Below are 23,952 nucleotides of genomic sequence, written 5' to 3' on the forward strand. Positions count from 1 at the left end.
GTGAGCTCGGGAGGGTTCGAGCTACCCCCAGGTGGCCCAGGTCACGAGGGGGAACCGACCGATGCGCCGCCAGGGGCGGTCTCTCTCGCGCAGCCCATGGAGATAGGCGCGGAGCTGGAGTGGGGACCGGACGCCTGGAGTGAGGTGCGGACACGTGCCCAGCGGGCCGGCCGGGCCTACATTTGGCTGAATCTCGTCGAACAGCGACTGCGTGCCGTGGTCGCCGCGGTGCTCCGGCCCATCTACGAACCCGTGCACGGCGAGGACTGGGTGGTGGCCGCCGCGGGCCCCGCCGGACAGGAATGGGTGCAGCGGGCGGTCGCCGTACGCGAGGTCTCGCGCCGCAAGGGCTATCTGCTCGACCCGGCGGACGACAACGTCCTCAGCTTCCTGACCCTTCCCCAGCTCCGTGAGCTGATGGTCCAGCACTGGCCCTGCTTCGAGCCCTACTTCGACGACCGCCGGGACGTCGAGCTGGCCCTCGACGAGCTGGAGGTGGCGCGCAACGTGGTCTCCCGCAACCGCGCGCTGAACGAGGCGGTCCTCGCCCAGGCCGAACGGGCCTCCGCGCGCCTGCTGGAGATCCTGGGCAACGGGGCAGCCGTTCCGTCCGCCGACCGGCTGCCCGTGGACGCCGTCGAGGAACTGGTCGGCGACCGGTACGCCGACGTGGTCTCCGTCCACCCCGACCGGGTACGGCTCCAGCGCCAGCTGCCCGCCGAGGACCTGTTCGGCGGAGCGCGCCGCCTCGACGCGATCGGCATAGGGCTCAATCTGCTCGTGCAGAACTTCTCCGGCCGCCGGCTGGTCCGACTCGCCGAATCGGGCTGCCGGGTGCGGCTGCTCTTCATCAATCCGGCGAGCAGCGCGGTCAAGCGCAGAGAGCGGGAACTGGGGCTCAGAAAGGGCGAGCTGAGCCGTTCGGTGGAGATGAACATCCTTCACATGCGCCGGGTCCGCTCCAAGCTCCGGGACCCCGGGGCCTTCGAGATCCAGGTCTTCGACGAGACACCCCGCTTCACGGCCTATCTGGTGGACGGCGACGGGGCCGACGCGGTCGGTGTCGTGCAGCCCTATCTGCGGCGCGCCCGCGGCATGGAGGCCCCCGTGCTCGTGCTGCGGGGCGGCGGCCGGGCGGTGGTCAGGGCGGGCCAGGACAGCGAGCACGGCCTCTTCGAGACGTACCGCGAGGAGTTCGAGTCGGTCTGGACGGACTCCCGGCCGGTGTCCTGACCCCCCGGGACCTCGGGGCCACTGTCCCTGAGCGTTGTCAGTGCCGCGTGCGATGGTGGTCGTCATCCGGGGGAGAGCACCACGTAGGAGGTACGGGATGGGCTGGCACAGGGAACCACTGGTCGGCTTCGACCTGGAGACGACGGGTACGGAGCCGCAGGAGGCGCGGATCGTCACGGCCGCGGTCGTCGAGGTCGACGGCAGGGACGGCGAACCAACACGCCGGCGGAGCTGGCTGGCGAATCCGGGGGTCCTGATTCCCGCACAGGCTTCGGCGATCCACGGCATCAGCAGCGAGCGGGCGGCGGCCCACGGCCGGCCCGTGCGCGAGGTGGCGGACGAGGTCGCCGAGACACTCGTGGCGTGCTGGCGCCGTGACGTGCCGGTCGTCGCGTACAACGCGGCCTTCGATCTGACGCTGCTGTCAGCCGAGTTGAGGCGCCACCGACTGCCGTCGCTGAGCGACCGGCTCGGCGGGGCGGACATCGGCCCGGTCGTCGACCCGTACACCATCGACCGCGCCGTCGACCGCTACCGCAAGGGCAAGCGCACGCTGGAAGCCGTGTGCGTCGAGTACGGGGTGGTGCACGGCGGCGCCCATGACGCGGGCGCGGACGCGCTCGCCGCGGTGCGCGTGGCGTACGCGATAGCCGGGCGGCACGGCTCGGTGGCCGAGCTGACCCCCGCCGAACTGCACGAGCGCCAGATCGGCTGGTACGCCGAGTGGGCGGCCGGCTTCCAGGAGTTCCTGCGCGGCAAGGGCACGGCGGACGCGGTGATCGACGGCCGCTGGCCGCTGCGGGAGCCCGCGTCCGTGGCCGGCTGAGCGCCGGACCGCCCGCGCTCCGGCGGCCGGGCGCCGCCTCCTGACGGGACGGGAGCCCTGACGCGCGGTGACCCTCTAGAACGGGTGCCAGCGGACCGTGGGGTCGTTGTCGCGCAGCGATGCCACTCTGCGGCGGAACTCCGCGAGCGCCGCCGGGCGGCCCGGGGCGTGCTGGGCGACCCAGGCGCAGCTCGCCGTCTCCCGGGCGCCGCGCAGGACCGTACAGCCGTCCCACTCGCGGACATCCCAGCCGTACGCCGACGTGAACGCCTCGTACGCCTGGGCGGGCAGGCCGTAACGGTCCCGGGAGAGGGCCAGGACCACCAGGTCGTGTTCCCGCAGATCCGCGGAGAAGGTCTCCAGATCGACCAGAACCGGTCCGTCCGGGCCGATGTGCGCGTTGCGTGGCAGCGCGTCGCCATGGATCGGGCCCGGGGGCAGATGCGGGACCAGGGCGGCGGCCGCCGCCGCGAATCCGTCACGGCGGTCGCGCAGGAAGTCGGCGTCTGCGGGGTCGACGGCGTCGCCCGCCAGCGTCAGCCAGCGCTCGACACCGCCGAGCAGCTCCCGGCGCGGCAGGACAAGCCCCTCGGGCGTGCCCAGCGCGTGCACACGGGCGAGGAGTGGCGCCAGATCCCGCGGCTCGGCGGGGCGCACGGCGGGCGGAAGCCGGTGCCACAGCGTCACGGGGTGGCCCTCGACCAGCCGCGCCGCGGGCTCGGCGGCCCGGACGGCGGGGACGTCACAGGCGGCGAGCCACTGGGCGACGGCCAGTTCGCGTTCGGCCCGCTCCCGCAGCTCCGGGTGGAGCGCGGCGTTCCGCCCGACCTTGACCACCAGGTCGCCGGCGGCGAACACCGCGTTCTCGCCCAGCGCGAGCAGTTCCGCGCCGCCGGACAGTCCGGCGGCGCTCAGTACCTCGCGCGCACGCATCTCGTTCATGCTCACGATTTTCGCATCTCCGCAGATGGAGCCGGTGCACGCCGCCTTGACGAACGGACGGACCGTCAGCACCATGGCGGAGGCCACCTGGGCGGCCAGATCGGAACGAATCACACCTAGTGGAGCAAAGGGGCCGAATCCGTGACACTGGCGACCGCGACGGAGCGGTCCGGGCGCGAGGAACCACGCGGGAGACGGCCCGGCCGCGACCAGCGGGCCGGACGGGACGGAGCCGCCTGGTTCCTGGTGCTCCCCGCCCTGATCCCGATCCTCATCCTGAGCGTCGGCCCGCTGCTCTACGGCATCGCGCTGGCCTTCACCGACGCGCAGTCCGGCCGCACCAGGTCCACGCAGTGGATCGGCACGCTCAACTTCCAGGACCTCGTGCACGACACCCTGTTCTGGGACTCGTTCCGCATCGGCCTGCTCTGGGCGGTCGGCGTCACCGTCCCGCAGTTCGTGCTCGCGCTCGGCCTCGCCCTGCTGCTCAACGAGAACCTCCGGATGCGCTGGCTGGCGCGAGCGCTGGCGATCATCCCGTGGGCGATGCCCGAAGTGGTCGTCGGCATCATGTGGCGGCTCGTCTACAGCCCCGACGCGGGCATCCTCAACGAGACCCTCCGCGATCTCGGACTCGGTGACGGCCGGGACTGGCTCACCGGCCTCGCCACCGCGCTGCCCGCCGTCATCGTCGTCGGCGTCTGGGCCGGCATGCCCCAGACCACGGTCGCGCTGCTCGCCGGCCTCCAGAACACCCCGCAGGAGCTCCACGAAGCGGCGGCCCTGGACGGCGCGGGCGCCTGGCGCCGCTTCCGCACGGTGACCTGGCCGGCCCTCAGACCGGTCGCCCTCTCCATCACCGCGCTCAACTTCATCTGGAACTTCAACTCGTTCGCACTGGTCTACGTCCTGACCAGCGGCGGTCCCGGCGGCCGCACCCGCCTGCCGATGCTCTTCGCGTACGAGGAGGCTTTCCGGTACGGCCAGTTCGGCTACGCCGCCGCGATGGGCTGTGTGATGGTCGCGGTGGTCTCCGTGATCCTGGCCTGTTATCTCGTCGGCCGTCTCAGGGGAGGCGAGGACACGTGAGCCTCCGTACCGGCAGGCCGGCCCGGGCCGGGCAGTACGCCGCACTGCTCTGCTACCTCGTGTTCCTGGCGTTCCCGTTCCTCTGGCTGGTCTCCACCGCCTTCAAGCCCGCCCGCGAACTCGGCTCACTGCACCCCACCTGGATTCCCGAGCGGCCTACCCTGGACAACTTCCGTCAGGCGTTCGACGAGCAGCCCCTGCTCCAGGCCGCGGGCAACTCGCTGGTCGCGGCCTCCGCCGCCGCCCTGATCGCGGTGCTGGTCGCCACACCCCTGGCCTATGCGACGGCCCGCCACCGCGGCAGGCTGGCGAGCGCCGCGACCGGCTGGGTCGTCGTCAGCCAGGCGTTCCCGTTCGTCCTGGTGATCATTCCGCTCTTCCTGATCCTCAAGAACCTTCATCTGATCAACTCGCTGTGGGGGCTGATCCTGGTGTACGTGGTCTGGTCGCTGCCGTTCGCCCTGTGGATGCTGGCGGGGTACGTACGCGCCGTGCCGCCGGAACTGGAGGAGGCGGCCGCCGTCGACGGGGCGGGAAAGCTGCGGACCCTGGTATCGGTCACCGCCCCGCTGCTGGCGCCCGGGATCGTCGCCACGGCGCTCTTCGCGTTCATCACCGCGTGGAACGAGTTCTTCTTCGCGCTCGTCCTGCTCAAGACCCCGGAGAAGCAGACCTTGCCGGTCGTACTCACCCACTTCCTCGGCGCGGAGGGCGTGGCGGACCTCGGTCCCCTCGCCGCCGCCGCCTTCCTGGCCACCCTCCCCTCCCTCGTCCTGTTCGCGGTCATCCAGCGCCGGATCACCGGCGGCATGACGGCCGGGGCGGTGAAGAGCTGATGCGCGCGCTCACCCGGGCGGCCGCCGCGGCGGTCACCGCGCTGGCCCTGCTGCTCAGCGGTTGCTCCGACGACCGGGACGGCCGGGAGGAGGACGGCGCGGTCCGGCTGAGCTTCCAGTCGCTTGCCTGGCAGAAGGAGTCGGTCGACGCGAGCAAGCAGCTGGTGCAGGAGTGGAACGCGGCCCATCCGGACATCCAGGTGGACTACGTACAGGGAAGCTGGGACAACGTCCACGACCAGCTGCTCACCTCCTTCGAGGGCGGCGAGGCGCCGGACGTCATCCACGACGCGTCCGACGACCTCGCCGACTTCGCGTACGGGGGCTACCTCGCCGACCTGCGCGGCCTCCTGCCCGAGCGGCTCACCGCGGACATCCCGGAAGAGTCCTGGCGCACCACCACCTTCGACGGCGGTGTCTACGGCGTCCCGTTCCTCCAGGAGCCCCGGGTCCTGATCGCCAACAGCAGAATCCTCAAGGCGTCCGGGGTCCGCATCCCCACCCCCGACGAGCCGTGGAGCTGGCCGGAGTTCCGCCAGGTCACCAGGGAGCTGACGGCGAAGGGGCGGTACGGGGTCGCCTGGCCGCTCAGGGAACCGGTCTCCGTCACCCTCAACCTCGGCCTCTCCGCCGGAGGGCAGCTCTTCCACCGGGAGGCGGACGGCAAGGTCGCCATCCGCTTCGAGGAGGGCGACCAAGTGGTCCCCGCGACCATCCGCCATCAGGTCACCACCGACCGCAGCGCCGCCCGAACGGCTCTGGGCATGGGCGGTTCCGACACCCTCCCCGGCTTCTTCGGGGGCCGCTACGCCATGGTCCCGCTGGGCTTCGCCTACCGCCAGCAGATCGTGGAGCAGGCACCCGAAGGGTTCGAGTGGACGGTCCTGCCCGCCCCCGCCGGCTCCGCGGGACTCGCCCAGGGGGTGAGCCCCCAGACGCTCTCCATCGCCGAGGACAGCCCGTACAAGGAGGAGGCGATGCGGTTCATCGACTTCCTGCTGCGCCCGCCGAACATGGTCCGCCTGGCCAAGGGCGACTGGATGCTCCCGACCGGCACCGAGGCCCTCGCCGACCCCGCCCTGCACACCGACGAGCACGGCTGGGCGACCGGCACCGCACTGGCGAGGACACTGCGCCCGGCACCCGCCCAGACGGTGCGCGGCTACCCCGAGTGGAAGGACAAGGTGGCCACCCCCGCCCTCCAGGAGTTCTACAGCGGGGCGATCGGAATCGATGGCCTGAGGAGGCGCCTGGCCGACGACGGGAACCGGGTCCTGGCCCGCTACCAGCGCTGAGAGGTCCCGCGAGAGGTCCGCCGAAAACGATGGACGAGACGTCTCGTCTCGCTTAGGGTGAGCACATGACCCCATCGCCGCGCGCCCACATCGCCATGTTCTCCATCGCCGCCCACGGGCACGTGAACCCCAGCCTCGAAGTCATCTGGGAGCTCGTCGCCCGTGGGTACCGCGTCAGCTACGCCATCCCCGCCGCCTTCGCCGGGAAGGTCGCGGCCACCGGAGCCGAACCGGTGCTCTACACCTCGGTGCTGCCCCTGGACGACGACCCGGACGCCTGGGGCACCGAACCGATCGACCACGTCGAACCGTTCCTGAACGACGCCGTCCAGGCACTGCCCCAGCTCCTCTCCGCCTTCGAAGGCGACGAACCGGACCTCGTCCTGCACGACATCACCTCCTACCCGGCCCGCGTCCTCGCCCACCGCTGGGGCGTCCCCGCCGTCTCCCTCTGGCCCAACCTGGTCCCCTGGGACGGATACGAGAAGGAGGTCGGCGAGCCCATGGCCACCGCGCTCAGGCAGACCGAGCGAGGAAGGGCCTACTACGCGCGCTTCGCGGGCTGGCTCGCGGAGAACGGCCTGGGCGACGTGGCGCCGGACGACTTCGTCGCCAGGCCCCGCCGCGCGCTCGTCCTCATCCCCGAGGCGCTCCAGCCGCACGCCGACCGGGTGGACCGCACCGTCCACACCTTCGTGGGCGCGTGCCAGGGCGACCGGGCCGACCAGGGGGAGTGGCAGCGCCCGGCCGGCGCCGAGAAGGTGCTGCTGGTCTCCCTCGGCTCCTCATTCACCAAGCAGCCCGCCTTCTACCGCGACTGCGTCGAAGCCTTCGGCGGGCTGCCCGGCTGGCACGTCGTGCTCCAGATCGGCGCCCATGTCGACCCGTCCGAACTCGGCGACGTACCCCCCGGTGTGGAGGTGCACTCCTGGGTGCCGCAGCTCGCCGTACTCAGGGAGGCGGACGCCTTCATCACCCACGCGGGCGCGGGCGGCAGCCAGGAGGGGCTCGCCACCGGCACACCGATGGTCGCCGTTCCGCAGGCCGTCGACCAGTTCGCCAACGCGGACATGCTCCAGTCGCTCGGCGTCGCCCGGCACCTCCCGATAAAGGAGGCGAACCCCGCGACACTGCGCGAGGCCGTGCTCGCACTCGTCGACGATCCGCAGGTGGCGGCCAGCGCCGCTGCCGTACGGGCGCGGATGGCGCGGGAAGGCGGCACCGAGCGGGCGGCCGACCTCATCGAGGCCGAACTCCCCGCCTGAGGGCCGCCCTGCCCCTTCCACGGGGCGCGGCGGTCGCCCGGCCCGGGTGGATCGTCCTATGGTGTGCCGATGACCACGACGCACACCCGTGGCCGGAACACCCCCGCGCGACCTGTGGAGATGAACACGTGACCGAACCGTCGCCCGCCGTGGCCGCGGCCATCGACGGAGAGCTGCGCCTCCTCGACCCCGTGGTACGCGCCTCCGCCGCACTCCTCGTCTCGCTCCTGCACCCGGAGTTCCGCGAGATCGGCACCAGCGGGCGGCTCTGGAACCGCGACTCGATCATCGCCGCACTCACCGCGCCCGACGCCCCGAGCCCCGGCCCGCTGACGGCGTCACGGATGCGGGGCGTCCAGCTGTGCACCGACTTCGTGCACCTCACCTTCGACACCGAGTCCAAAGGGCTGCACTCCCACCGCAGTTCGCTGTGGCGCCGCACCGGGACCGGCTGGCTCCTCTACTTCCACCAGGCCACGCCGTACGTCGACGACCCTTTCGCCGACGTCTGAGCACCGGGCCGCACGGCGGCCGTTCAGCCGGCCGCCGCGAACCGCTCCGCGACGCGCGCCTCGTCGTACCGCCGCACCAGCAGCCGCGCCAGCCCGGACGAGGCGCCGAGGACACCGGCCACCACGTCCGCCTCGGCGGCGCCCGCCAGGATGCGGTCCGGAAGGCGTCCGGGGGCGATGACGTACGGCGCCACCGCCACCCTCCGTACACCCTCGGCACGCAGGGCCCGCACCGCGTCCCCGGGAGGGGGAAAGCCCCCGGGAAGAACAGCGGAGGCGAACGCAGGCCGCACGGCGCACCAACCGGTGTGCCGCAGCTCCCGCGCGATTTCAGCGATCACCGCGCTCGCCTCCGGGTCCGTGGAGCCCGCCGATGCCAGGACGAGCCCGGTCGAGCCCTTGTCGCCGGGGGAGACCCCGGCCTCGTACAGCCGCTCTTCCAGCGCCGCGTTCAGCAGCGGCGAAGGGCCCAGCACCTCCGCCTGCCGGACCCGCAGCCCCGGCAGCCGGGCGCGGGCCTCGCGCAGCACCGCGGGGATGTCGCTCTTGGCGTGGAAGGCCCGGGTGAGCAGCAGGGCAGTGTGACGACGTCCCGCGCGCCCTCCATGGCCAGGCGCTCCAGCACCCGGGGCACGGAGGGGGCGTTGAACTCCAGGAAGCCCGTCTCCACACGCACTCCCGGCCGCAGCGCCCGTACCCGCCCGGTGAGCGCGTGCACGGTCGCCGCGTGCCGCGGATCGCGGCTGCCGTGGGCGACGACGAGCAGGACAGGGGAGGACATGGCGGACTCAGCTCCTCACCAGAAGGCCGCGGCTGCGCAGGACCCACCGCTCCAGCGGACTGAAGATGAGCAGGTCGATCGCGATGCCGACGAACAGGATGAGGAGGATCGAGAGGAAGATCCCCGGCATGTCGAAGTTGTTGCGGCCGTTCTCCAGCAACTGCCCGAGCCCGAGCCCGAGATCCGGTGACGAGGCGATGATCTCGGCCGCCATCAGCGAGCGCCAGGAGAAGGCCCAGCCCTGCTTGAGGCCCGCCAGATAACCGGGGAGCGCGGCCGGCAGCACGATGTGCCAGGTGCCGCGCAGACCCGTCGCGCCCAGGGTGCGGCCCGCGCGGATGACGAGCGGGGGCACCTGGTCGACGCCGGAGACCAGTCCGTTGGCGATCGAGGGGACCGCGCCCAGCAGGATGACGGCGTACATCATCCTGTCGTTGAGCCCGAGCCAGATCACGGCCGGTGCCACCCAGGCCACCGAGGGCAGGGACTGGAGACCGGACAGGATCGGGCCGATCGCGGACCGGACGAACTTCACCCGGGCGACCAGCAGACCGAGCGGCGTGCCCAGGGCGACGGCCATCATGAAGCCGAGCAGACCGCGCGAGACGCTGGTCCACACGACCTCCAGCAGCGTCCCCTGGAGCCACATGTCGACCGCGCTGTCCCAGACGGCGGACGGCGGCGGCAGCTTGTACTCCTCGGTGACCTGCGCGGTGACCAGCAGTTGCCAGGCCACCACCACCAGGACCACCGCGAGCAGGGGCGGCAGGACCTTGCCGACCAGGATCTCGCGCACCGGGGTACGCCGCACCTGTACGGCGTCCAGCGCGTCGAGACCGGCTTCGAGACCGGCCAGGTCGTCGGTCCTGGTGTCAGTGCTGGCCATGTCGGCGGATCTCCCCACGCAGTTGTTCGGTGATCTCGACGGACAGCTCCGCCACGGCGGTGTCCTCGATACGGCGCGGGTGCTCGATGTCGACCGACCACTCCCGGGCGATCCGGCCCGGCCGTGACGACAGCAGGACGACGCGCTGCGCGAGGCGTACCGCCTCCCGCACGTTGTGGGTGACGAAGAGGACCGAGGCGTTCGTCTCGCGCCAGATCCGGGTCAGCTCGTCGTGCAGCACATCGCGGGTGATGGCGTCGAGCGCGGCGAACGGCTCGTCCATCAGCAGGAGCCGGCTGTCCTGGGCGAGCGCGCGGGCCATCGCCACCCGCTGCCGCATACCGCCGGACAGTTCGTGCACCCGCTTGCCGAACGACCCGCCCAGCCGGACGAGTTCGAGCAGCCGCTCGGCCTCGGGGCGGCGTTCCTGCTTCGGTACCCCGCGCAGCCGCAGGGCGAGCTCGATGTTCTTGCCCGCGGTCAGCCACGGGAAGAGGGCGTGCTCCTGGAACATCAGGGCGGGCCGCCCCCCGGGGGTCTCGATGGACCCCGAGGTCGGGCGGTCCAGTCCGGCCACCAGGTTGAGCAGCGTCGACTTCCCGCACCCGGAGGCTCCCAGGAGCGTGACGAACTCGCCCGGAGCGACATCGAGGGTGATGTCGTCCAGGACGAGCTGCTGACCCGTGGGTCCTGCGAAGGACTTCGAGACGTGCGAGAGACGAGCGGCGTGCTCGACCGTCGCACGGTCCTCGGCCTTGGTGAGGGTGGTGGTCGCCATGGTCGTCACCTCCTGGGAATCCTGGGAAATCCTGCTACGGATGGGCGGTCGGGTTACTTGACGCCGAGACCGGCGTCGCTGACCCCGGGCTTGCCCGCGGCCTTGAGGATCTTGTTGAGCGGCCCCAGGTCGTAGATGCCCGTGAGGTCCGTCTCCTCCAGGAGACCGGCCTTCACGGCGTGGCCCGCCTGGGCGTCGAGCGTGGCGGCCAGCGGGTCGTCCGTGAACCGGATGGACTTCCACGCCGGGTCGATGACCTCGGCGGGCAGAGCCTTGCCCGACAGCTCCTTCAGTGCCGCGTTGGCCGAAGCCTTCGCCTCCTGCGGATGGGCGTTCATCCACGCGTTGGTCCTGACCGAACCCCGCAGCACCGCCTCGACCACGTCCGGGTGGCTGGAGAGGAACCGCTGGGACACGATGATGTTCGTGATCACGAACTGGTTGCCGGGCCACAGCGACGACTCGTCGAGCAGCACCTTCCCGCCCTCGGCGACCAGCTTGGACGCCGTCGGCTCCGGCACCCAGGCACCGTCGAGCGAACCCCCCTTGAACGCGTCCGGTGTCACCTTGTTGTCCGAACGGACCACGGAGACATCGCCCTTGCCGCTCTGCGCGTCGACCTTCCAGCCCTGCTCCGCGATCCAGTTCAGAAACGCCACGTCCTGGGTGTTGCCGAGCTGAGGAGTCGCGATCCTCTTGCCCCTGACGTCGTCCAGGGTCTTGATCTTCTCCGGGTCCACGACCAGCTTCACCCCGCCGGATGCCGCACCGCCCACGATCCGCAGGGTCTTGCCCTGGGACCGGGTGAAGCCGTTGATGGCGGGAGAGGGGCCGATGAAGCCGATGTCGATCGAACCGGCGTTGAGCGCCTCGATCTCGGAGGGACCCGCGTTGAACGTCGAGGGCTTCACCTCGGTGCCGCCGAGCTCCTTGGCGATCAGCCCCTTCTCGATACCGACCAGGGCCGTGGCGTGCGTGAGGTTCGGGAAGTAGCCGATTCTCACGCTGTCCGCGGAGAGCTTCTCGCCGCCGGCGGCGACGTTCACCTTCGGGGCGCCGTCGTCCTTGGCCTGGGAGCCGTAACCGCAGGCCGTGAGCACCACGGCGAGCAGGGGCAGGGCGGCGGCCGCGGCAAGGCTGCGGCGGACGGCGGAACGTGGGGCAGACACGGGAGGTATTCCTCTCGTCGGCCCGGTCCTCACATCCCCCAAAGGTCCGGGGACGCGGCCGGGCGGTCGGCGGGTCTTCGTGCTGAACGGCTGTGCGGTGGGTGCGAGCGGGCGCGCGGGCAGTGCGCGTACGTCATCACGCACATCGTCCGACGCCGCCCTGACCGCTGCCGAGTGCGCCGCTGCCGACCCGGCCGCCCTCCTTCGCGAAGGTCGAGAAGACATCGGTGGTCATCAGAAGTCCCACTCGGCGTCGTCGGCCGCCGGGGCCTCGTCCCGCACGGCGCCGGCCACCTCGGCGAACGAGGCGCCCGCCATGCCGGCGGAGAGCGTGGTGCCGTCCGCCGGGTCGATGAGGAGGAACGAGCCGGTGCGCCGGGAGTCCGCGTAGGCGTCGAGAGCGAGGGGTTCGGCGGTGCGTACCACCACGCGGCCGATGTCGTTGGCGACGAGCTGCCCGGGTGCGGGGTGCTGGGAGAGGTCGTCGAGGGTCAGCCGGGACGGGATGTCCTTGACGATCGCCTTGACCGTGCGGGTGGTGTGCTTGAGCAGCACCCGCTGGCCCACCGAGAGCGGCTGGTCGGCGACGTGGCAGACGGTCGCCTCGACGTCCTGGGTGACGGCGGGCGCGTCGTCGGTGGGGGCGAGCAGGTCACCGCGTGAGACGTCGATGTCGTCGGCCAGCCGGATGGTGACGGACTGCGGTGCCCACGCCTCCTTGACGCTCACGCCGAGCGCGTCGATGCCCGCGATCGTCGAGGTGCGGCCCGAGGGCAGGACGGTGACGGACTCGCCGACCCGGAACGCCCCGGCGGCGATCTGTCCCGCGTACCCGCGGTAGTCGGGGTGCTCGGCGGTCTGCGGGCGGATGACGTACTGGACGGGGAACCGGGCGTGGCAGGCGGTGAGGTCATGGCTGACCGGCACCGTCTCCAGATGCTCCAGCACGGTCGGGCCGCCGTACCAGTCCATGTTGGCCGAGGGCTCCACGACGTTGTCACCGGCCAGTGCGGAGATCGGGATCGCGGTGATCTCCGGCACGCCGAGGGACGCCGCGTACGCGGTGAACTCCTTGGCGATGGCGGCGAACACGGGCTCCGCGTACTCGACGAGGTCCATCTTGTTCACGGCCAGGACCACGTGCGGGACGCGCAGCAGCGCGGCGACGGCGGCGTGCCTGCGGGTCTGCTCGACGACACCGTTGCGGGCGTCGACCAGGACCACGGCCAGTTCGGCGGTCGAGGCGCCGGTGACCATGTTGCGGGTGTACTGCACATGGCCGGGGGTGTCCGCGAGGATGAACCGGCGGGCCGGGGTGGCGAAGTAGCGGTAGGCGACGTCGATGGTGATGCCCTGCTCGCGCTCGGCCCGCAGTCCGTCGGTCAGCAGCGCCAGGTCGGGCGCCTCCTGGCCCCGGCTGCGCGACGCGTGCTCGACGGCTTCCAGCTGGTCGGTGAGGACCGACTTGGAGTCGTGGAGCAGCCGTCCCACCAGGGTGGACTTGCCGTCGTCGACCGAGCCCGCGGTGGCGAACCGAAGCAGCGTGGTGGTCGACGTGAGGCCGGCCTGCTGGGTGGGTGTGGTCATGTTAGAAGTACCCCTCGCGCTTGCGGTCTTCCATCGCGGCCTCGGACATCTTGTCGTCGGCCCGCGTCGCGCCCCGCTCGGTGAGCCGGGAGGCGGCGATCTCGGTGATCACGGCTTCCAGCGTGGTGGCGTCGGAGTCGACGGCGCCGGTGCAGGACATGTCGCCGACGGTGCGGTAGCGCACCAGCCGGGTCTCCACGCTCTCGTGGTCCTTGGGGCCGCCCCACTCGCCCGCGGTCAGCCACATCCCGGCGCGGTTGAAGACCTCGCGCTCGTGGGCGAAGTAGATCTCGGGGAGCTCGATGCCCTCGCGCTCGATGTACTGCCAGACGTCGAGCTCGGTCCAGTTGGAGATCGGGAAGACCCGCACGTGCTCGCCGGGGGCGTGGCGGCCGTTGTAGAGCTGCCACAGCTCCGGGCGCTGGCGGCGCGGGTCCCACTGGGAGAACTCGTCGCGGAGCGAGAACACCCGCTCCTTGGCGCGCGCCTTCTCCTCGTCGCGGCGCCCGCCGCCGAACACCGCGTCGAAGCGGAGCTGCTGGATGGCCTCGGTCAGCGGAACCGTCTGGAGGGGGTTGCGGGTGCCGTCGGGGCGCTCGCGGAGCTTCCCGGCGTCGATGTACTCCTGTACCGAGGCGACGTGCAGCCGCAGCCCGTGCTTCTCCACCGTGCGGTCCCGGTACTCCAGGACCTCGGGGAAGTTGTGCCCGGTGTCGACGTGCAGCAGAGTGAACGGCACCGGCGCGGGCGCGAACGCCTTCAGCGCCAGGTGCAGCATCAGGATCGAGTCCTTGCCGCCGGAGAACAGGATCACCGGCCGCTCGAACTCCCCCGCCACCTCGCGGAAGATGTGCACCGCCTCGGACTCCAGGGAGTCCAGGTGGCTGAGCGCGTAAGGATGGACGGTGCCTTCCGGCACGGTGGCGACGGTCGTCACGCCAGGCCCCTCTCGGTGAGCAGCGCGTGAAGCGCGCTTGCGGACTCCTGCACGGTCTGCTGGTGCGATTCGATCCGCAGATCGGGTGACTCGGGAGCCTCGTAGGGGTCGTCGACCCCGGTGAGGCCACTGATCTCGCCCGCTGCCTGCTTGGCGTAAAGGCCCTTCACATCACGCTCGGAGCACACCTCGACCGGCGTGGCGACGTGCACCTCCAGGTAGGCGGTGCCCTCGGCGCTGTGGCGCTTGCGGACCGCGTCGCGGCTGTCCGCGTACGGCGCGATGACCGGGACCAGCGCCTTCACGCCGTTGGCCGCCAGCAGTTCCGCGACGAAGCCGATGCGCTGGACGTTGGTGTGGCGGTCCTCGCGGGAGAAGCCGAGCCCGGCGGAGAGGAACTCCCGGATCTCGTCACCGTCGAGCACCTCCACCTTGTGCCCGTCACCGCGCAGCCGGCCCGCCAGCTCGTACGCGATGGTCGTCTTGCCCGCGCTCGGCAGACCGGTCAGCCAGACGGTGGCCCCCGTCTCCGTCACGCTCATCGAAGTCTCCTGATCCGTCGTCATCAGCCGTGCAGTCCGCACTCGGTCTTGCCGCGCCCGGCCCACCGGCCGGCCCGTGCGTCCTCGCCCACCAGCACCCGCCTGGTGCAGGGCGCGCAGCCCACGGAGGCGTACCCGTCCATGAGCAGCGGGTTGGTCAGGACGCCGTGCTCGGCGACGTAGGCGTCCACGTCGTCCTGCGTCCACCTGGCGATGGGCGAGACCTTGACCTTGCGGCGCTTGTGGTCCCAGCTGACGACGGGGGTGTTCGCCCGGGTCGGGGACTCGTCCCGACGCAGGCCCGTGGCCCACGCGGTGTACGAGGTGAGGCCGTCCTCCAGGGGCCTGACCTTGCGCAACGCGCAGCACAGGTCGGGGTCGCGGTCGTGCAGCTTCGGCCCGTACTCGGCGTCCTGCTCGGCCACCGTCCGGCGGGGGGTGAGCGTGATGACGTTCACGTCCATCACCGCGTCCACCGCGTCCCGTGTCCCGATGGTCTCCGGGAAGTGGTAGCCGGTGTCCAGGAACACCACGTCCACCCCGGGAGCCACCCGCGAGGCGAGGTGGGCGACCACCGCGTCCTCCATGGAGGAGGTGACGCAGAAGCGGGAGCCGAACGTGTCGGTCGCCCACGTCAGGATGTCGAGCGCGGAGGCGTCCTCCAGCTCGCGGCCCGCGCGCTCGGCCAGCTCACGCAGGGCTTCGTCGGTGAGCTCGGCGGCTTGCAGAGTGTCCGTCATATCCCGTTCCCCTCAACCTCGTTGCGCTTCAGGCCCTGGGAAAGGAGTCCCAGGAACTTCAGCTGGAACGCGCGATTGCAGGAAGCACATTCCCAGGCGCCGTGCCCGGTCTCGTGCGGGCGCAGGTCCTCGTCGCCGCAGTACGGGCAGTAGAACGGCGCGGCTCGCTCGCTCATGACAGCGACTCCGCACTGGCCCTGGCCGCCCAGGTCGCGAAGCGTTCGTCGTCCTCGCGCTCCTCCTGGAAGCGGCCGAGGACGCGCTCGACGTAGTCGGGCAGCTCGGCCGACGTGACCTTGAGGCCACGGACCTTGCGGCCGAATCCGGCCTCCAGGCCCAGGGCGCCGCCGAGGTGCACCTGGTAGCCCTCGACCTGGTTGCCCTCCTCGTCGAGCATGAGCTGGCCCTTGAGGCCGATGTCGGCCGTCTGGATACGGGCGCAGGCGTTCGGGCAGCCGTTGATGTTGATCGTCAGCGGCTCCTCGAACTCCGGCATGCGGCGTTCCAGTTCGTCGATGAGCGAGGCGCCGCGCGCCTTCGTCTCGACGATCGCGAGCTTGCAGAACTCGATGCCGGTGCAGGCCATCGTGCCGCGCCGGAACGGCGACGGCTTCACCTGGAAGTCCAGCGCCTCCAGGCCGGAGACCAGCGAGTCGATCCGGTCCTGCTCCACGTCGAGGATGATCATCTTCTGCTCGACGGTGGTACGGAGCCGGTCCGAGCCGTGCGCGGCGGCGAGGTCGGCGATCTTGGCCAGGGTGGAGCCGTCCACCCGTCCGACGCGCGGGGCGAAGCCCACGTAGAACCGGCCGTCGCGCTGCTGGTGGACGCCGATGTGGTCGCGCCAGCGGGAGGAGGGCTGCGCGGGGGCGGGGCCGTCCAGCAGCGGGCGCTTGAGGTACTCGTCCTCCAGCACCTGGCGGAACCTGGCGGGGCCCCAGTCGGCCATCAGGAACTTCAGGCGCGCGCGGGTGCGCAGCCGGCGGTAGCCGTAGTCGCGGAAGATGCCGACGACTCCCGCCCACACGTCCGGGACCTCGTCGAGCGGCACCCAGGTGCCGAGCCGCTCCGCGAGCCTCGGGTTGGTGGAGAGCCCGCCGCCGACCCAGACGTCGAAGCCGGGGCCGTGCTCGGGGTGGTCGACGCCGACGAAAGCGATGTCGTTGATCTCGTGGACCACGTCCTGCACGGGCGAGCCGGAGATCGCGGTCTTGAACTTGCGGGGCAGGTTCGAGAACTCGGGACTGCCGATGTAGCGGTCGTGGATCTCGTCGACCGCGGGTGTGCCGTCGATGATCTCGTCGGCGGCGATCCCCGCCACCGGGGAACCGATGATCACGCGGGGGCAGTCACCGCAAGCCTCGGTCGTGGAGAGCCCGACGGCCTCCAGCTTCTCCCAGATCGCCGGGACGTCCTCGATGCGGATCCAGTGCAGCTGGACGTTCTGCCGGTCGGTGATGTCGGCGGTGCCGCGCGCGTACTCCTGCGAGATCTCGCCGATGACCCGCAGCTGTGCGGAGGTCAGCCGGCCGCCGTCGATGCGGACGCGGAGCATGAAGAAGCGGTCGTCCAGCTCCTCCGGCTCCAGGATCGCCGTCTTGCCGCCGTCGATGCCGGGCTTGCGCTGGGTGTACAGCCCCCACCAGCGCATCCGTCCACGGAGGTCGTTGGGGTCGATCGAGTCGAAGCCGCGCTTGGAGTAGATCGTCTCAATGCGTGTCCGCACGTTGAGACTGTCGTCGTCCTTCTTGAACTGCTCGTTCCCGTTGAGCGGGGTGAAGTGCCCCATCGCCCACTGGCCCTCGCCACGGTGGCGTCCGGCCTTGCGGCGTGGCGCGGTGGTCGCAGGCTGTTCGGGGGTGGCGGCCATGACAGTACGTCCTTCGGGACTGCGGGAGGGCGGCTCTGAACTGCACACTCGCGCGGAGGCGCGGCGGTGCGCTGGGTCAGCAGAGGTAGGAGAGAACTCGGCGGCGCTGGGTGTCTCAGCTAGACCGGACAGATGGCGCTGGACATGCGGCCGAGGTCGACGTGCCGCCGACTCACCAAGGCAATTCCAGTTCCAGGCATGACGGAAGCGTGTCACGCGCACTTCGGAGCAGTCCACCACGATCCACGATGTGGACGACATGGTCTCGAACTATGAGACAGTGTGTCGTTCGTCACTCCGGAAAGGTCGACAAGTCGGCTCAGAGGGTGTGCGCCCCGGGCCAGGGGCCGGGTGCCTCCGCCTCGGCCTCGTGCTCGATCCGGGTGTCGAAGAGCCGGAAACCCCGGCGCAGGTAGTTGTCCATCGCGTGCGGACCGTCAAGGGAGCAGGTGTGCAGCCAGACCCGCTTCGTCGGGGGCCGCTCGGGCCAGCGCCTGGCCAGGTCCCAGGCGCGCTCCACACCCACCGAGAGGAGGTGCCCGCCGATGCGCCGCCCCCGGAAGGCCGGAATCAGGCCGAAGTGCACGATCTCCACCGTGCCGTCGTCCTGCGGATCGAGCTCCACGTATCCGGCCGGGGTCCCGTTCTCGTACGCCACCCAGGTCTCGGCGCCGGGCCGGTTCAGTACCTCCTCCCACTGCGCGTACGACATGCCCAGCCGGTCGGTCCACCGGATGTCACCGCCGACCGCCGTGTACAGGAACCGGCTGAACTCGGGCAGCGGCCTCTCCGAGCGCACGACCCGCACCTCGCCCCGGGGCGCGGCCGGGGGCCGCAGGTCGCCGGGCGAGGTCTGCTCCAGGGACCAGACGGTCACCGGGACGGTGGTGGCGGGGCGGGAGGGAGTGCTCATACGATCAGGAAATCACGACGCCCCCTTCCGGCCGAAGCGGGCCCGGGCGTACCGTCCGGAAGCCGGGCCCGCCTCGGGTGGCGGTGAGGCTCAGCAGTAACCGTTGATCGTCCCGTTGACGCCCGTCCACATGTACGCGTCACTCACCCAGGTGCCGTCCGAGAGCCTGTTCCAGAGACCCGTGGTGCCGTAGCGGCCGGTGTGCGAGGTTCCGTTGGCCGAGCACGACACCGTCACCGTGGCGCCGTCCGCCACGGACCCGCTCAGGGCGTAGCCGGCGCCGGGGCCCGTGCGCTTGTTGACGGAGCCGCCGCCGTTGGCGTCGATGATCCCCTGGTTCAGGGCGAGGGCGCCGTAGTTGTGGAGGTTGCCCCCCGCGCCGACGCGGACGCTGCCGTGCAGGGCGGAGCCCTGGTAGGCGGCGCCGCCGTTCTCCATGGACCACTTGCCGAGGCCGTGGCCCGCCAGGCCGACGTAGGCACTGTTCTGCCGCAGCCCGAAGTGGACGTGCCGTCCGTACGCGGCGCCGCCGCACGTCACGTCCGTGCCGGTGTAGCCGAGGTAGGCCCCGGCTCCCACGGCCGCTCCGTTGGCACCGATGCTGCTCCACAGGTGGTAGTAGTCCGTCGAGTAGCCACGGTCATGGATGACCCGGACCCAGCCCGTGCACATCGTGTACGCGGTGCCGCCGCGGGTGGCGCGCACCACCTGGTCGCCGCCCGCGAAGTCCGCCGAGCTCCACGGGGTCTCCGATCCGCCCCAGCCGTGCGGCCCCGACGTCATCGTCCAGCTCTGGCCGTCGGCCCAGGGCAGGGCCATGCCCGTACGGAAGTCGCTTCCGGCGAGCGGGGTGACGCCGGAGCCGGATGGGGTGCGCCCGGCCGGCTGCCTGCCGTCCTGCTGGGCGAAGAGCGGCTTCTCGGCCGCCCTGGTGAGGGTGGAGCGGGCGGCGAGCTCGGCGAACCGGGGTTCGCCGTCGAACGCCACCTGCCAGGTGCCCCTGTCCCGGTGGGCGATGAACAGCCAGCCCTCCGGCATCCGCTCGGAACCGGGCTCGGTGGCCAGGACGGCGGTGCCGTGGGCCCACGCCCCGGCCGTCCGCGCCACCTTGACCACCGGCCGGTCGCCCGCGGCGGCCGCCCCGGCCCGCTGCTGTCCCCGCTCGTGCAGATACGCGGTCACCGCGGCCTTGGGCCCCAGGTCGGCGGCGGCCGGCCCCGGCACCCCGGCCACGGACGCGGCCGCGGTGAGCAGCGTGCCGGCCGCCGTCACCGCCAGGGTGGTCACCAGTCTCGCGATGGACGTGGTGCGGCGTCTTGAATGCGACATCAGGCTGTCTCCTCCGGCGAGGCGCGGGCCGCTGCCGGGCAACGGTCTACGCGCATGGACACGTGGTCGGAACCAGGGTCTCCGGAAGATCTGTACATGACAAGATGGCCTCGCGGTCCGGTCACGGACCAGCGGGTCCGCGCGCCCCGAGCACCACCGGCGCCTTCGAACGGGGCAGCAGGTCGGCCGGGTCCTGCGGGTGGATCACCTCGACCTCCACACCGTCGCCGAAGCGGTACGGGCGGTGGGCGAGCACCTCCGCGAGATGGCGCCGCAGCCGCGAGATCTCGGCCCGGACCGTCACCGTCCTGGTCGCGTCCCCGAAGATGTCCCGCGCCAGCTCCGCCGCCGTACGCCCCTCCCGGTGCACCGCCAGCGCGTACAGCAGCTCCGCGTGGCGCGGCGAGAGCCGCTGGGTCCAGCTGCCCACGGGGTTGACCACCTGGACCGTCAGCCCCCGGGCCCTGCTCAGATCCAGCACCACCCGGCGGGGCGGGCCGTCGGGACCGGCGTCGGCCACCCGTACCAGCCAGCCACCGGGCAGCGGTTCCACCCGGCACATACCCAGGGACGGCAGCCACACCCGACCCGCCGCCAGGGACTTGGGCAGCGGCAGCCGGTCCACCGGAGGCATGCCCGTGACCGCGGCGAGCCAGCCCCGCGTGTCGACCGCCAGCGCCCGGCCGCCGAGCCGGCAGAGGATCGGCGCGGCCACCGACCGCAGCCGCTCGATCGCGACCAGATGCCGCATCCGCAGCTCGTTCTCGGCCAGCCTGGCCACCGAGTCGACCAGCGCGAGCGTGGCCGGATGGAAGGTGCGGGCCGGCCCGCTGACGTCCAGGATGCCCACGAGCCTGCCGTCCCGGGGGTCGCGTACGGGAGCGGCCGCACAGGTCCAGGTGTGCAGGGAGCGCACGAAGTGCTCCGCCGAGTGCACCTGTATCGGTCTGCGCGTGACGAGCGTCGTACCGATGGCGTTGGTGCCCGTCGTCGCCTCCGACCACTCGGCGCCCTCCTCCAGACAGATCCCGTCCGCCTGGCGCAGCACCAGCGAGTGCCCCTGGCGCCACAGCACCCGGCCGTCCACATCGGTGACCACCATGATCTGCTGCGAGGCGTCGGCGATGGAGGCCAGGCCGTTGCGCAGCAGCGGCATCGCCTCGCCGATCGTGGAGGCGTTGCGCCGGTGCTCGATCTCGTCGGAACCGAGCAGTTCGCTCTCCGTCGACTGATCCGGAACGACGCCATTGCGCGCCACGCGGTTCCACGAGGCGTCGATCTCGGCGCGCGGGGCGCCCCCGCGCGCCCGCCCGGCGCGGCTGGTCCGCATCACGGCTTCCCCCTCCTCACTCTGCCCGTGCCTCCGCTGCGGGTGGGGGCCCGCGGACCGGCCGGGAGCGGCCTGTCAGGCCCTATCCTGCCGCTGACCCGCGTCGCGTGTCAGCAAGGGTTGCAACCCCTCGCAACTCTGGCCAGCGGGTACAGCTCCGGACGAGAGTGACGGAACACCGCGCCGCGGGGCATGTGTCCCGTGGTCAGGTGCAGCACAAGCACGGAGGGTGGTGCCGTGTCGGCGCAGCACCACCCTCCGTCGCTCGTGCTCCCGTCTCTAACGGTCGCAGGCCCGTGCGCGCTCCACCACCGAGGCCAGAGCGAGCTGGTGCGGCAGCGTCCCGAAGGCCGACCCCCAGTCCCCGCCCAGCCGTGAGGCGCAGAACGCGTCGGCGACCTCCGGCGGTGCCCAGCGGATCAGCAGGGACCCCTGGAGCACCAGCGCCATCCGTTCGACCAGCCGTCTGGCCCGCGCCTCGACCGCTTCCAGGTCCGCCAGTTCGGTGAGCAGGTCCTTGATCGCCCCGTCGAGGCGGTGGTCGGCGCCCCGGGCGGCACCGATCTCCTGGAGGAAGGCGTCGAGTGCCTGCGGCTCACGTCGCAACGCCCGCAGCACGTCCAGGGCCTGGACGTTCCCCGAACCCTCCCAGATCGAGTTGAGCGGTGCCTCGCGGAGCAGGCGGGGCATACCCGACTCCTCCACGTACCCGTTGCCGCCGAGGCACTCCAGCGCCTCGCCCACCACCGCCGCGCACCGCTTCGTCACCCAGTACTTGGCGGTGGGCACGGCGATCCGCAGGAACGCCCGCTCCTGGGGCGTATCGGCGTCGTACGCCGCGGCCAGCCGCAGCGCGAGTGTCGTCGCCGCCTCCGACTCCAGCGCCAGGTCGGCCAGGACGTTGCGCATCAGCGGCTTCTCGACCAGCAGGCCGCCGAACGTGCTGCGGTACGAGGCGTGATGGATCGCCTGCGCCACCGCCTGGCGCATCAGCGCGGCCGAACCGACCACGCAGTCCAGCCGGGTGGCCGCCACCATCTCGATGATGGTGCGCACCCCGCGCCCCTCCTCGCCGACCCGCTGGGCCCACGTCCCGTCGAACTCGACCTCGCCCGACGCGTTGGACCTGTTGCCCAGCTTGTCCTTGAGGCGCTGGATGGCGAACACGTTGCGGGTGCCGTCCGGCAGCACCCGGGGCAGCAGGAAGCAGGTCAGTCCGCCCGGCGCCTGCGCGAGCACCAGGAAGCCGTCGGACATGGGCGCCGAACAGAACCACTTGTGGCCGGTGAGCAGGTACTCCCCGTCCGCGGCCAGCGGCTCGGCCCGTGTCGTGTTGGACCGCACGTCGGTGCCGCCCTGCTTCTCGGTCATGCCCATACCGAGGAGCACACCGGACTTGCGCAGCGGGGGCCGCAGACCCTCCTCGTACACCTTCGAGGTCAGCAGCGGCTCCCACGCGGCGGCCAGCACCGGATCGGTCCGCAGCGCCGGCACCGCCGCGTGCGTCATGGACAGCGGACAGCCGTGACCCGCCTCGCTCTGCGTCCACACCAGGAAACCGGCCGCGCGCCTGACATGACCGCCCGGCCTGCCCCAGGCGTCGGTCAGACCCGCCGACACCGCGTGGCCCAGCAGCCGGTGCCAGGACGGATGGAACTCCACCTCGTCGACCCGGTTGCCGTACCGGTCGTGCGTACGCAGCTTCGGCGGGTTCTCGTTCGCCTGCACCCCCCACTCCTGGGCGTGCGCGGAACCGGCGGACCGGCCGAGCGTGCTGAGCTCCCCGCGCACCGAGGGGAAGAGGTCCGGTGCGACATGCCGCTCCACCGCCTCCGCGAGGACGAGATCGGCGTGGAAGACGTCATAGCCGACCAGCGGCGGAACCTGGTTGGTCACTGTGTGGGTGGTGGCTGCCATACGGCTACGGTAAGGACGTGCAGGCAGCAAAAGAAACACCCGAGCGCCCCTCGGGTCGGCTCAACCGGGCTCGAGTCCTCTACCGCAACGTCTCCAAGCGGCAGATGGCGTGGCAGTTGCTCAAGGACACCGTCAACTCGTGCATCGAGTACCGCATCCTCGGCCTCGCGGCCGAGGCGGCGTTCTTCACCCTCCTGTCCATGCCGCCGCTTCTGCTCGGCCTGATCGGGCTGCTCGGATACGTCGACGAGTGGACGACCACCACCACGGTCGCCTCCATCGAGCGCAACATCCTCGGCGCGGCGCAGACGGTCCTCTCCCAGCGGGGCGTCAACGACTTCGCCAAACCGCTGCTGGACGACGTGACGACCGGCGCCCGCCCCGACGTCATCTCCATCGGCTTCGCCATCGCCCTCTGGTCCGGCTCGCGCGCGGTGAACGTCTTCATCGACACGATCACCGTCATGTACGGGCTCGACGGCGAGCGTGGCATCGTCAAGACCCGGCTGCTCGCCTTCCTGCTGTACGTCATCGCGCTGCTGCTCGGCGCGGTGGTCCTGCCTCTGCTGGTGGTCGGCCCGGACCGGGTCGTGGAGTTCGTCCCCTGGGGCACGGAGGTCATAGCCGTCCTGTACTGGCCGCTGGTCATCCTGCTGACCATCGCCTTCCTCACGACCCTCTACCACGTGTCGGTGCCGGTCCGCTCACCGTGGATCGAGGACGTACCGGGCGCCCTGGTCGCCCTCGCCATGTGGGTGGTCGGCAGCTTCCTGCTGCGGATCTACCTCACCAGCACGGTCGAGGGGCCGACGATCTACGGCTCGTTGGCGGCCCCCATCGCTGTCCTGCTGTGGATCGGTATCTCCGCCTTCGCGGTCCTGGTGGGTGCCGCCGTCAACGCGGCCATCGACCGGGTGTGGCCCTCGCTCGCGACCTCCGCGGCCCGCGCCGCCAACGAGCGGGCCCGCGCGGCACAGGCCGCCGAGTTCGTGGCCCGCACCTGGTCCGCCGCCACGTCCGCGCAGGGGGACGACGAGGACGGGGAAGACGACGTGTACATGCCCTCGGAGTTCCCGGAGCGGTGGTCACGGTTCCTGCCGCCGGACGACGTGAAGTCCCGGCTGCACGGCCCCCGCGACAAGGAGACGAGACCGGGCCCGTAGGGAGAGACCGAG

The 23,952-nt window shown here is 71.5% G+C and carries 23 protein-coding genes and 1 pseudogene; 8 read left to right on the plus strand and 16 right to left on the minus strand.

Features of this window, described 5'->3' with window-relative positions:
* Both Sfulv_RS23275 and Sfulv_RS23280 read left to right on the plus strand, forming a co-directional pair.
* The gene (locus tag Sfulv_RS23275; protein ID WP_173316469.1) at positions 1-1,233 is read left to right on the plus strand and encodes a DUF5919 domain-containing protein; all 1,233 of its coding nucleotides are present in this window, start codon (positions 1-3) and stop codon (positions 1,231-1,233) included.
* A gap of 97 nt (positions 1,234-1,330) precedes the next feature.
* Positions 1,331-2,059: a 3'-5' exonuclease gene (locus Sfulv_RS23280; RefSeq protein ID WP_173316470.1), complete on the plus strand. Its 729-nt coding sequence runs from the start codon at positions 1,331-1,333 to the stop codon at positions 2,057-2,059.
* A 75-nt stretch (positions 2,060-2,134) separates the two neighbouring features.
* On the opposite strand, the gene Sfulv_RS23285 is transcribed toward Sfulv_RS23280, so the two are convergent.
* Positions 2,135-3,001, minus strand: a complete 867-nt coding sequence (locus Sfulv_RS23285) for a phosphotransferase enzyme family protein (protein ID WP_173316471.1) — start codon at positions 2,999-3,001, stop codon at positions 2,135-2,137.
* A 141-nt stretch (positions 3,002-3,142) separates the two neighbouring features.
* Here Sfulv_RS23285 and Sfulv_RS23290 point away from each other — a divergent pair, with 141 nt between their 5' ends.
* From Sfulv_RS23290 to Sfulv_RS23310, 5 genes are all read left to right on the plus strand, one after another.
* Complete coding sequence (locus Sfulv_RS23290; protein WP_173316472.1) at positions 3,143-4,090, plus strand: carbohydrate ABC transporter permease; 948 nt, start codon at positions 3,143-3,145, stop codon at positions 4,088-4,090.
* Entirely contained in the window at positions 4,087-4,926 is an 840-nt protein-coding gene (locus Sfulv_RS23295) for a carbohydrate ABC transporter permease (RefSeq protein WP_173316473.1), read from the plus strand. The genes Sfulv_RS23290 and Sfulv_RS23295 overlap by 4 nt, the downstream gene beginning before the upstream one ends.
* Complete coding sequence (locus Sfulv_RS23300) at positions 4,926-6,221, plus strand: ABC transporter substrate-binding protein (protein ID WP_173316474.1); 1,296 nt, start codon at positions 4,926-4,928, stop codon at positions 6,219-6,221. Before Sfulv_RS23295 ends, Sfulv_RS23300 begins: the two co-directional genes overlap by 1 nt.
* 65 nt (positions 6,222-6,286) lie before the next feature.
* The gene (gene mgt, locus Sfulv_RS23305; protein WP_173316475.1) at positions 6,287-7,486 is read left to right on the plus strand and encodes a macrolide-inactivating glycosyltransferase; all 1,200 of its coding nucleotides are present in this window, start codon (positions 6,287-6,289) and stop codon (positions 7,484-7,486) included.
* 128 nt (positions 7,487-7,614) lie between these two features.
* Entirely contained in the window at positions 7,615-7,998 is a 384-nt protein-coding gene (locus tag Sfulv_RS23310) for a nuclear transport factor 2 family protein (RefSeq protein ID WP_173316476.1), read from the plus strand.
* A gap of 23 nt (positions 7,999-8,021) precedes the next feature.
* Here the strand turns inward: Sfulv_RS23310 and Sfulv_RS23315 are convergent.
* From Sfulv_RS23315 to Sfulv_RS23380, 15 genes and pseudogenes are all read right to left on the minus strand, one after another.
* Positions 8,022-8,779, minus strand: a pseudogene (locus tag Sfulv_RS23315) (sirohydrochlorin chelatase).
* Positions 8,780-8,786: 7 nt separating this feature from the next.
* A complete protein-coding gene (locus tag Sfulv_RS23320) occupies positions 8,787-9,665 on the minus strand; it encodes an ABC transporter permease (RefSeq protein ID WP_173316477.1) in 879 nt (292 codons plus the stop codon).
* Positions 9,652-10,443 (minus strand): ABC transporter ATP-binding protein, encoded by a 792-nt coding sequence (locus Sfulv_RS23325; protein WP_173316478.1) that lies wholly within the window; start codon positions 10,441-10,443, stop codon positions 9,652-9,654. The genes Sfulv_RS23320 and Sfulv_RS23325 overlap by 14 nt, the downstream gene beginning before the upstream one ends.
* Positions 10,444-10,496: 53 nt before the next feature.
* Entirely contained in the window at positions 10,497-11,612 is a 1,116-nt protein-coding gene (locus Sfulv_RS23330) for an aliphatic sulfonate ABC transporter substrate-binding protein (RefSeq protein ID WP_173316479.1), read from the minus strand.
* A gap of 234 nt (positions 11,613-11,846) precedes the next feature.
* Positions 11,847-13,199 carry a sulfate adenylyltransferase subunit 1 gene (locus Sfulv_RS23335; protein ID WP_173316480.1) on the minus strand — a complete coding sequence of 451 codons (1,353 nt, stop codon included), beginning with the start codon at positions 13,197-13,199 and terminating at the stop codon, positions 11,847-11,849.
* Between the two features lies 1 nt (position 13,200).
* Entirely contained in the window at positions 13,201-14,136 is a 936-nt protein-coding gene (gene cysD, locus Sfulv_RS23340) for a sulfate adenylyltransferase subunit CysD (protein ID WP_173316481.1), read from the minus strand.
* Positions 14,133-14,702, minus strand: coding sequence for an adenylyl-sulfate kinase (gene cysC, locus Sfulv_RS23345; protein ID WP_173316482.1), 570 nt, complete (start codon positions 14,700-14,702; stop codon positions 14,133-14,135). The genes cysD and cysC overlap by 4 nt, the downstream gene beginning before the upstream one ends.
* A complete protein-coding gene (locus Sfulv_RS23350; RefSeq protein WP_173316483.1) occupies positions 14,702-15,418 on the minus strand; it encodes a phosphoadenylyl-sulfate reductase in 717 nt (238 codons plus the stop codon). The genes cysC and Sfulv_RS23350 overlap by 1 nt, the downstream gene beginning before the upstream one ends.
* Positions 15,415-15,594, minus strand: coding sequence for an IS1 family transposase (locus tag Sfulv_RS23355; protein ID WP_173316484.1), 180 nt, complete (start codon positions 15,592-15,594; stop codon positions 15,415-15,417). Before Sfulv_RS23355 ends, Sfulv_RS23350 begins: the two co-directional genes overlap by 4 nt.
* Positions 15,591-17,288: a nitrite/sulfite reductase gene (locus tag Sfulv_RS23360; RefSeq protein WP_173316485.1), complete on the minus strand. Its 1,698-nt coding sequence runs from the start codon at positions 17,286-17,288 to the stop codon at positions 15,591-15,593. Before Sfulv_RS23360 ends, Sfulv_RS23355 begins: the two co-directional genes overlap by 4 nt.
* Before the next feature lie 119 nt (positions 17,289-17,407).
* Positions 17,408-17,488 carry a putative leader peptide gene (locus Sfulv_RS31560; RefSeq protein WP_371874725.1) on the minus strand — a complete coding sequence of 27 codons (81 nt, stop codon included), beginning with the start codon at positions 17,486-17,488 and terminating at the stop codon, positions 17,408-17,410.
* Positions 17,489-17,607: 119 nt separating this feature from the next.
* Positions 17,608-18,201, minus strand: coding sequence for a GNAT family N-acetyltransferase (locus tag Sfulv_RS23365; RefSeq protein WP_173316486.1), 594 nt, complete (start codon positions 18,199-18,201; stop codon positions 17,608-17,610).
* Between the two features lie 90 nt (positions 18,202-18,291).
* Positions 18,292-19,530 carry a peptidase M23 gene (locus Sfulv_RS23370; RefSeq protein WP_173316487.1) on the minus strand — a complete coding sequence of 413 codons (1,239 nt, stop codon included), beginning with the start codon at positions 19,528-19,530 and terminating at the stop codon, positions 18,292-18,294.
* A 121-nt stretch (positions 19,531-19,651) separates the two neighbouring features.
* Positions 19,652-20,860: a helix-turn-helix domain-containing protein gene (locus Sfulv_RS23375; protein ID WP_173318147.1), complete on the minus strand. Its 1,209-nt coding sequence runs from the start codon at positions 20,858-20,860 to the stop codon at positions 19,652-19,654.
* 279 nt (positions 20,861-21,139) lie between these two features.
* Complete coding sequence (locus Sfulv_RS23380; protein ID WP_173316488.1) at positions 21,140-22,777, minus strand: acyl-CoA dehydrogenase family protein; 1,638 nt, start codon at positions 22,775-22,777, stop codon at positions 21,140-21,142.
* Between the two features lie 17 nt (positions 22,778-22,794).
* Here Sfulv_RS23380 and Sfulv_RS23385 point away from each other — a divergent pair, with 17 nt between their 5' ends.
* The gene (locus Sfulv_RS23385; protein ID WP_256669073.1) at positions 22,795-23,940 is read left to right on the plus strand and encodes a YihY/virulence factor BrkB family protein; all 1,146 of its coding nucleotides are present in this window, start codon (positions 22,795-22,797) and stop codon (positions 23,938-23,940) included.
* Positions 23,941-23,952: the final 12 nt, after the last annotated feature.

The organism is Streptomyces fulvorobeus, from assembly GCF_013167895.1.
Taxonomy (GTDB): Bacteria; Actinomycetota; Actinomycetes; order Streptomycetales; family Streptomycetaceae; genus Streptomyces; species Streptomyces fulvorobeus.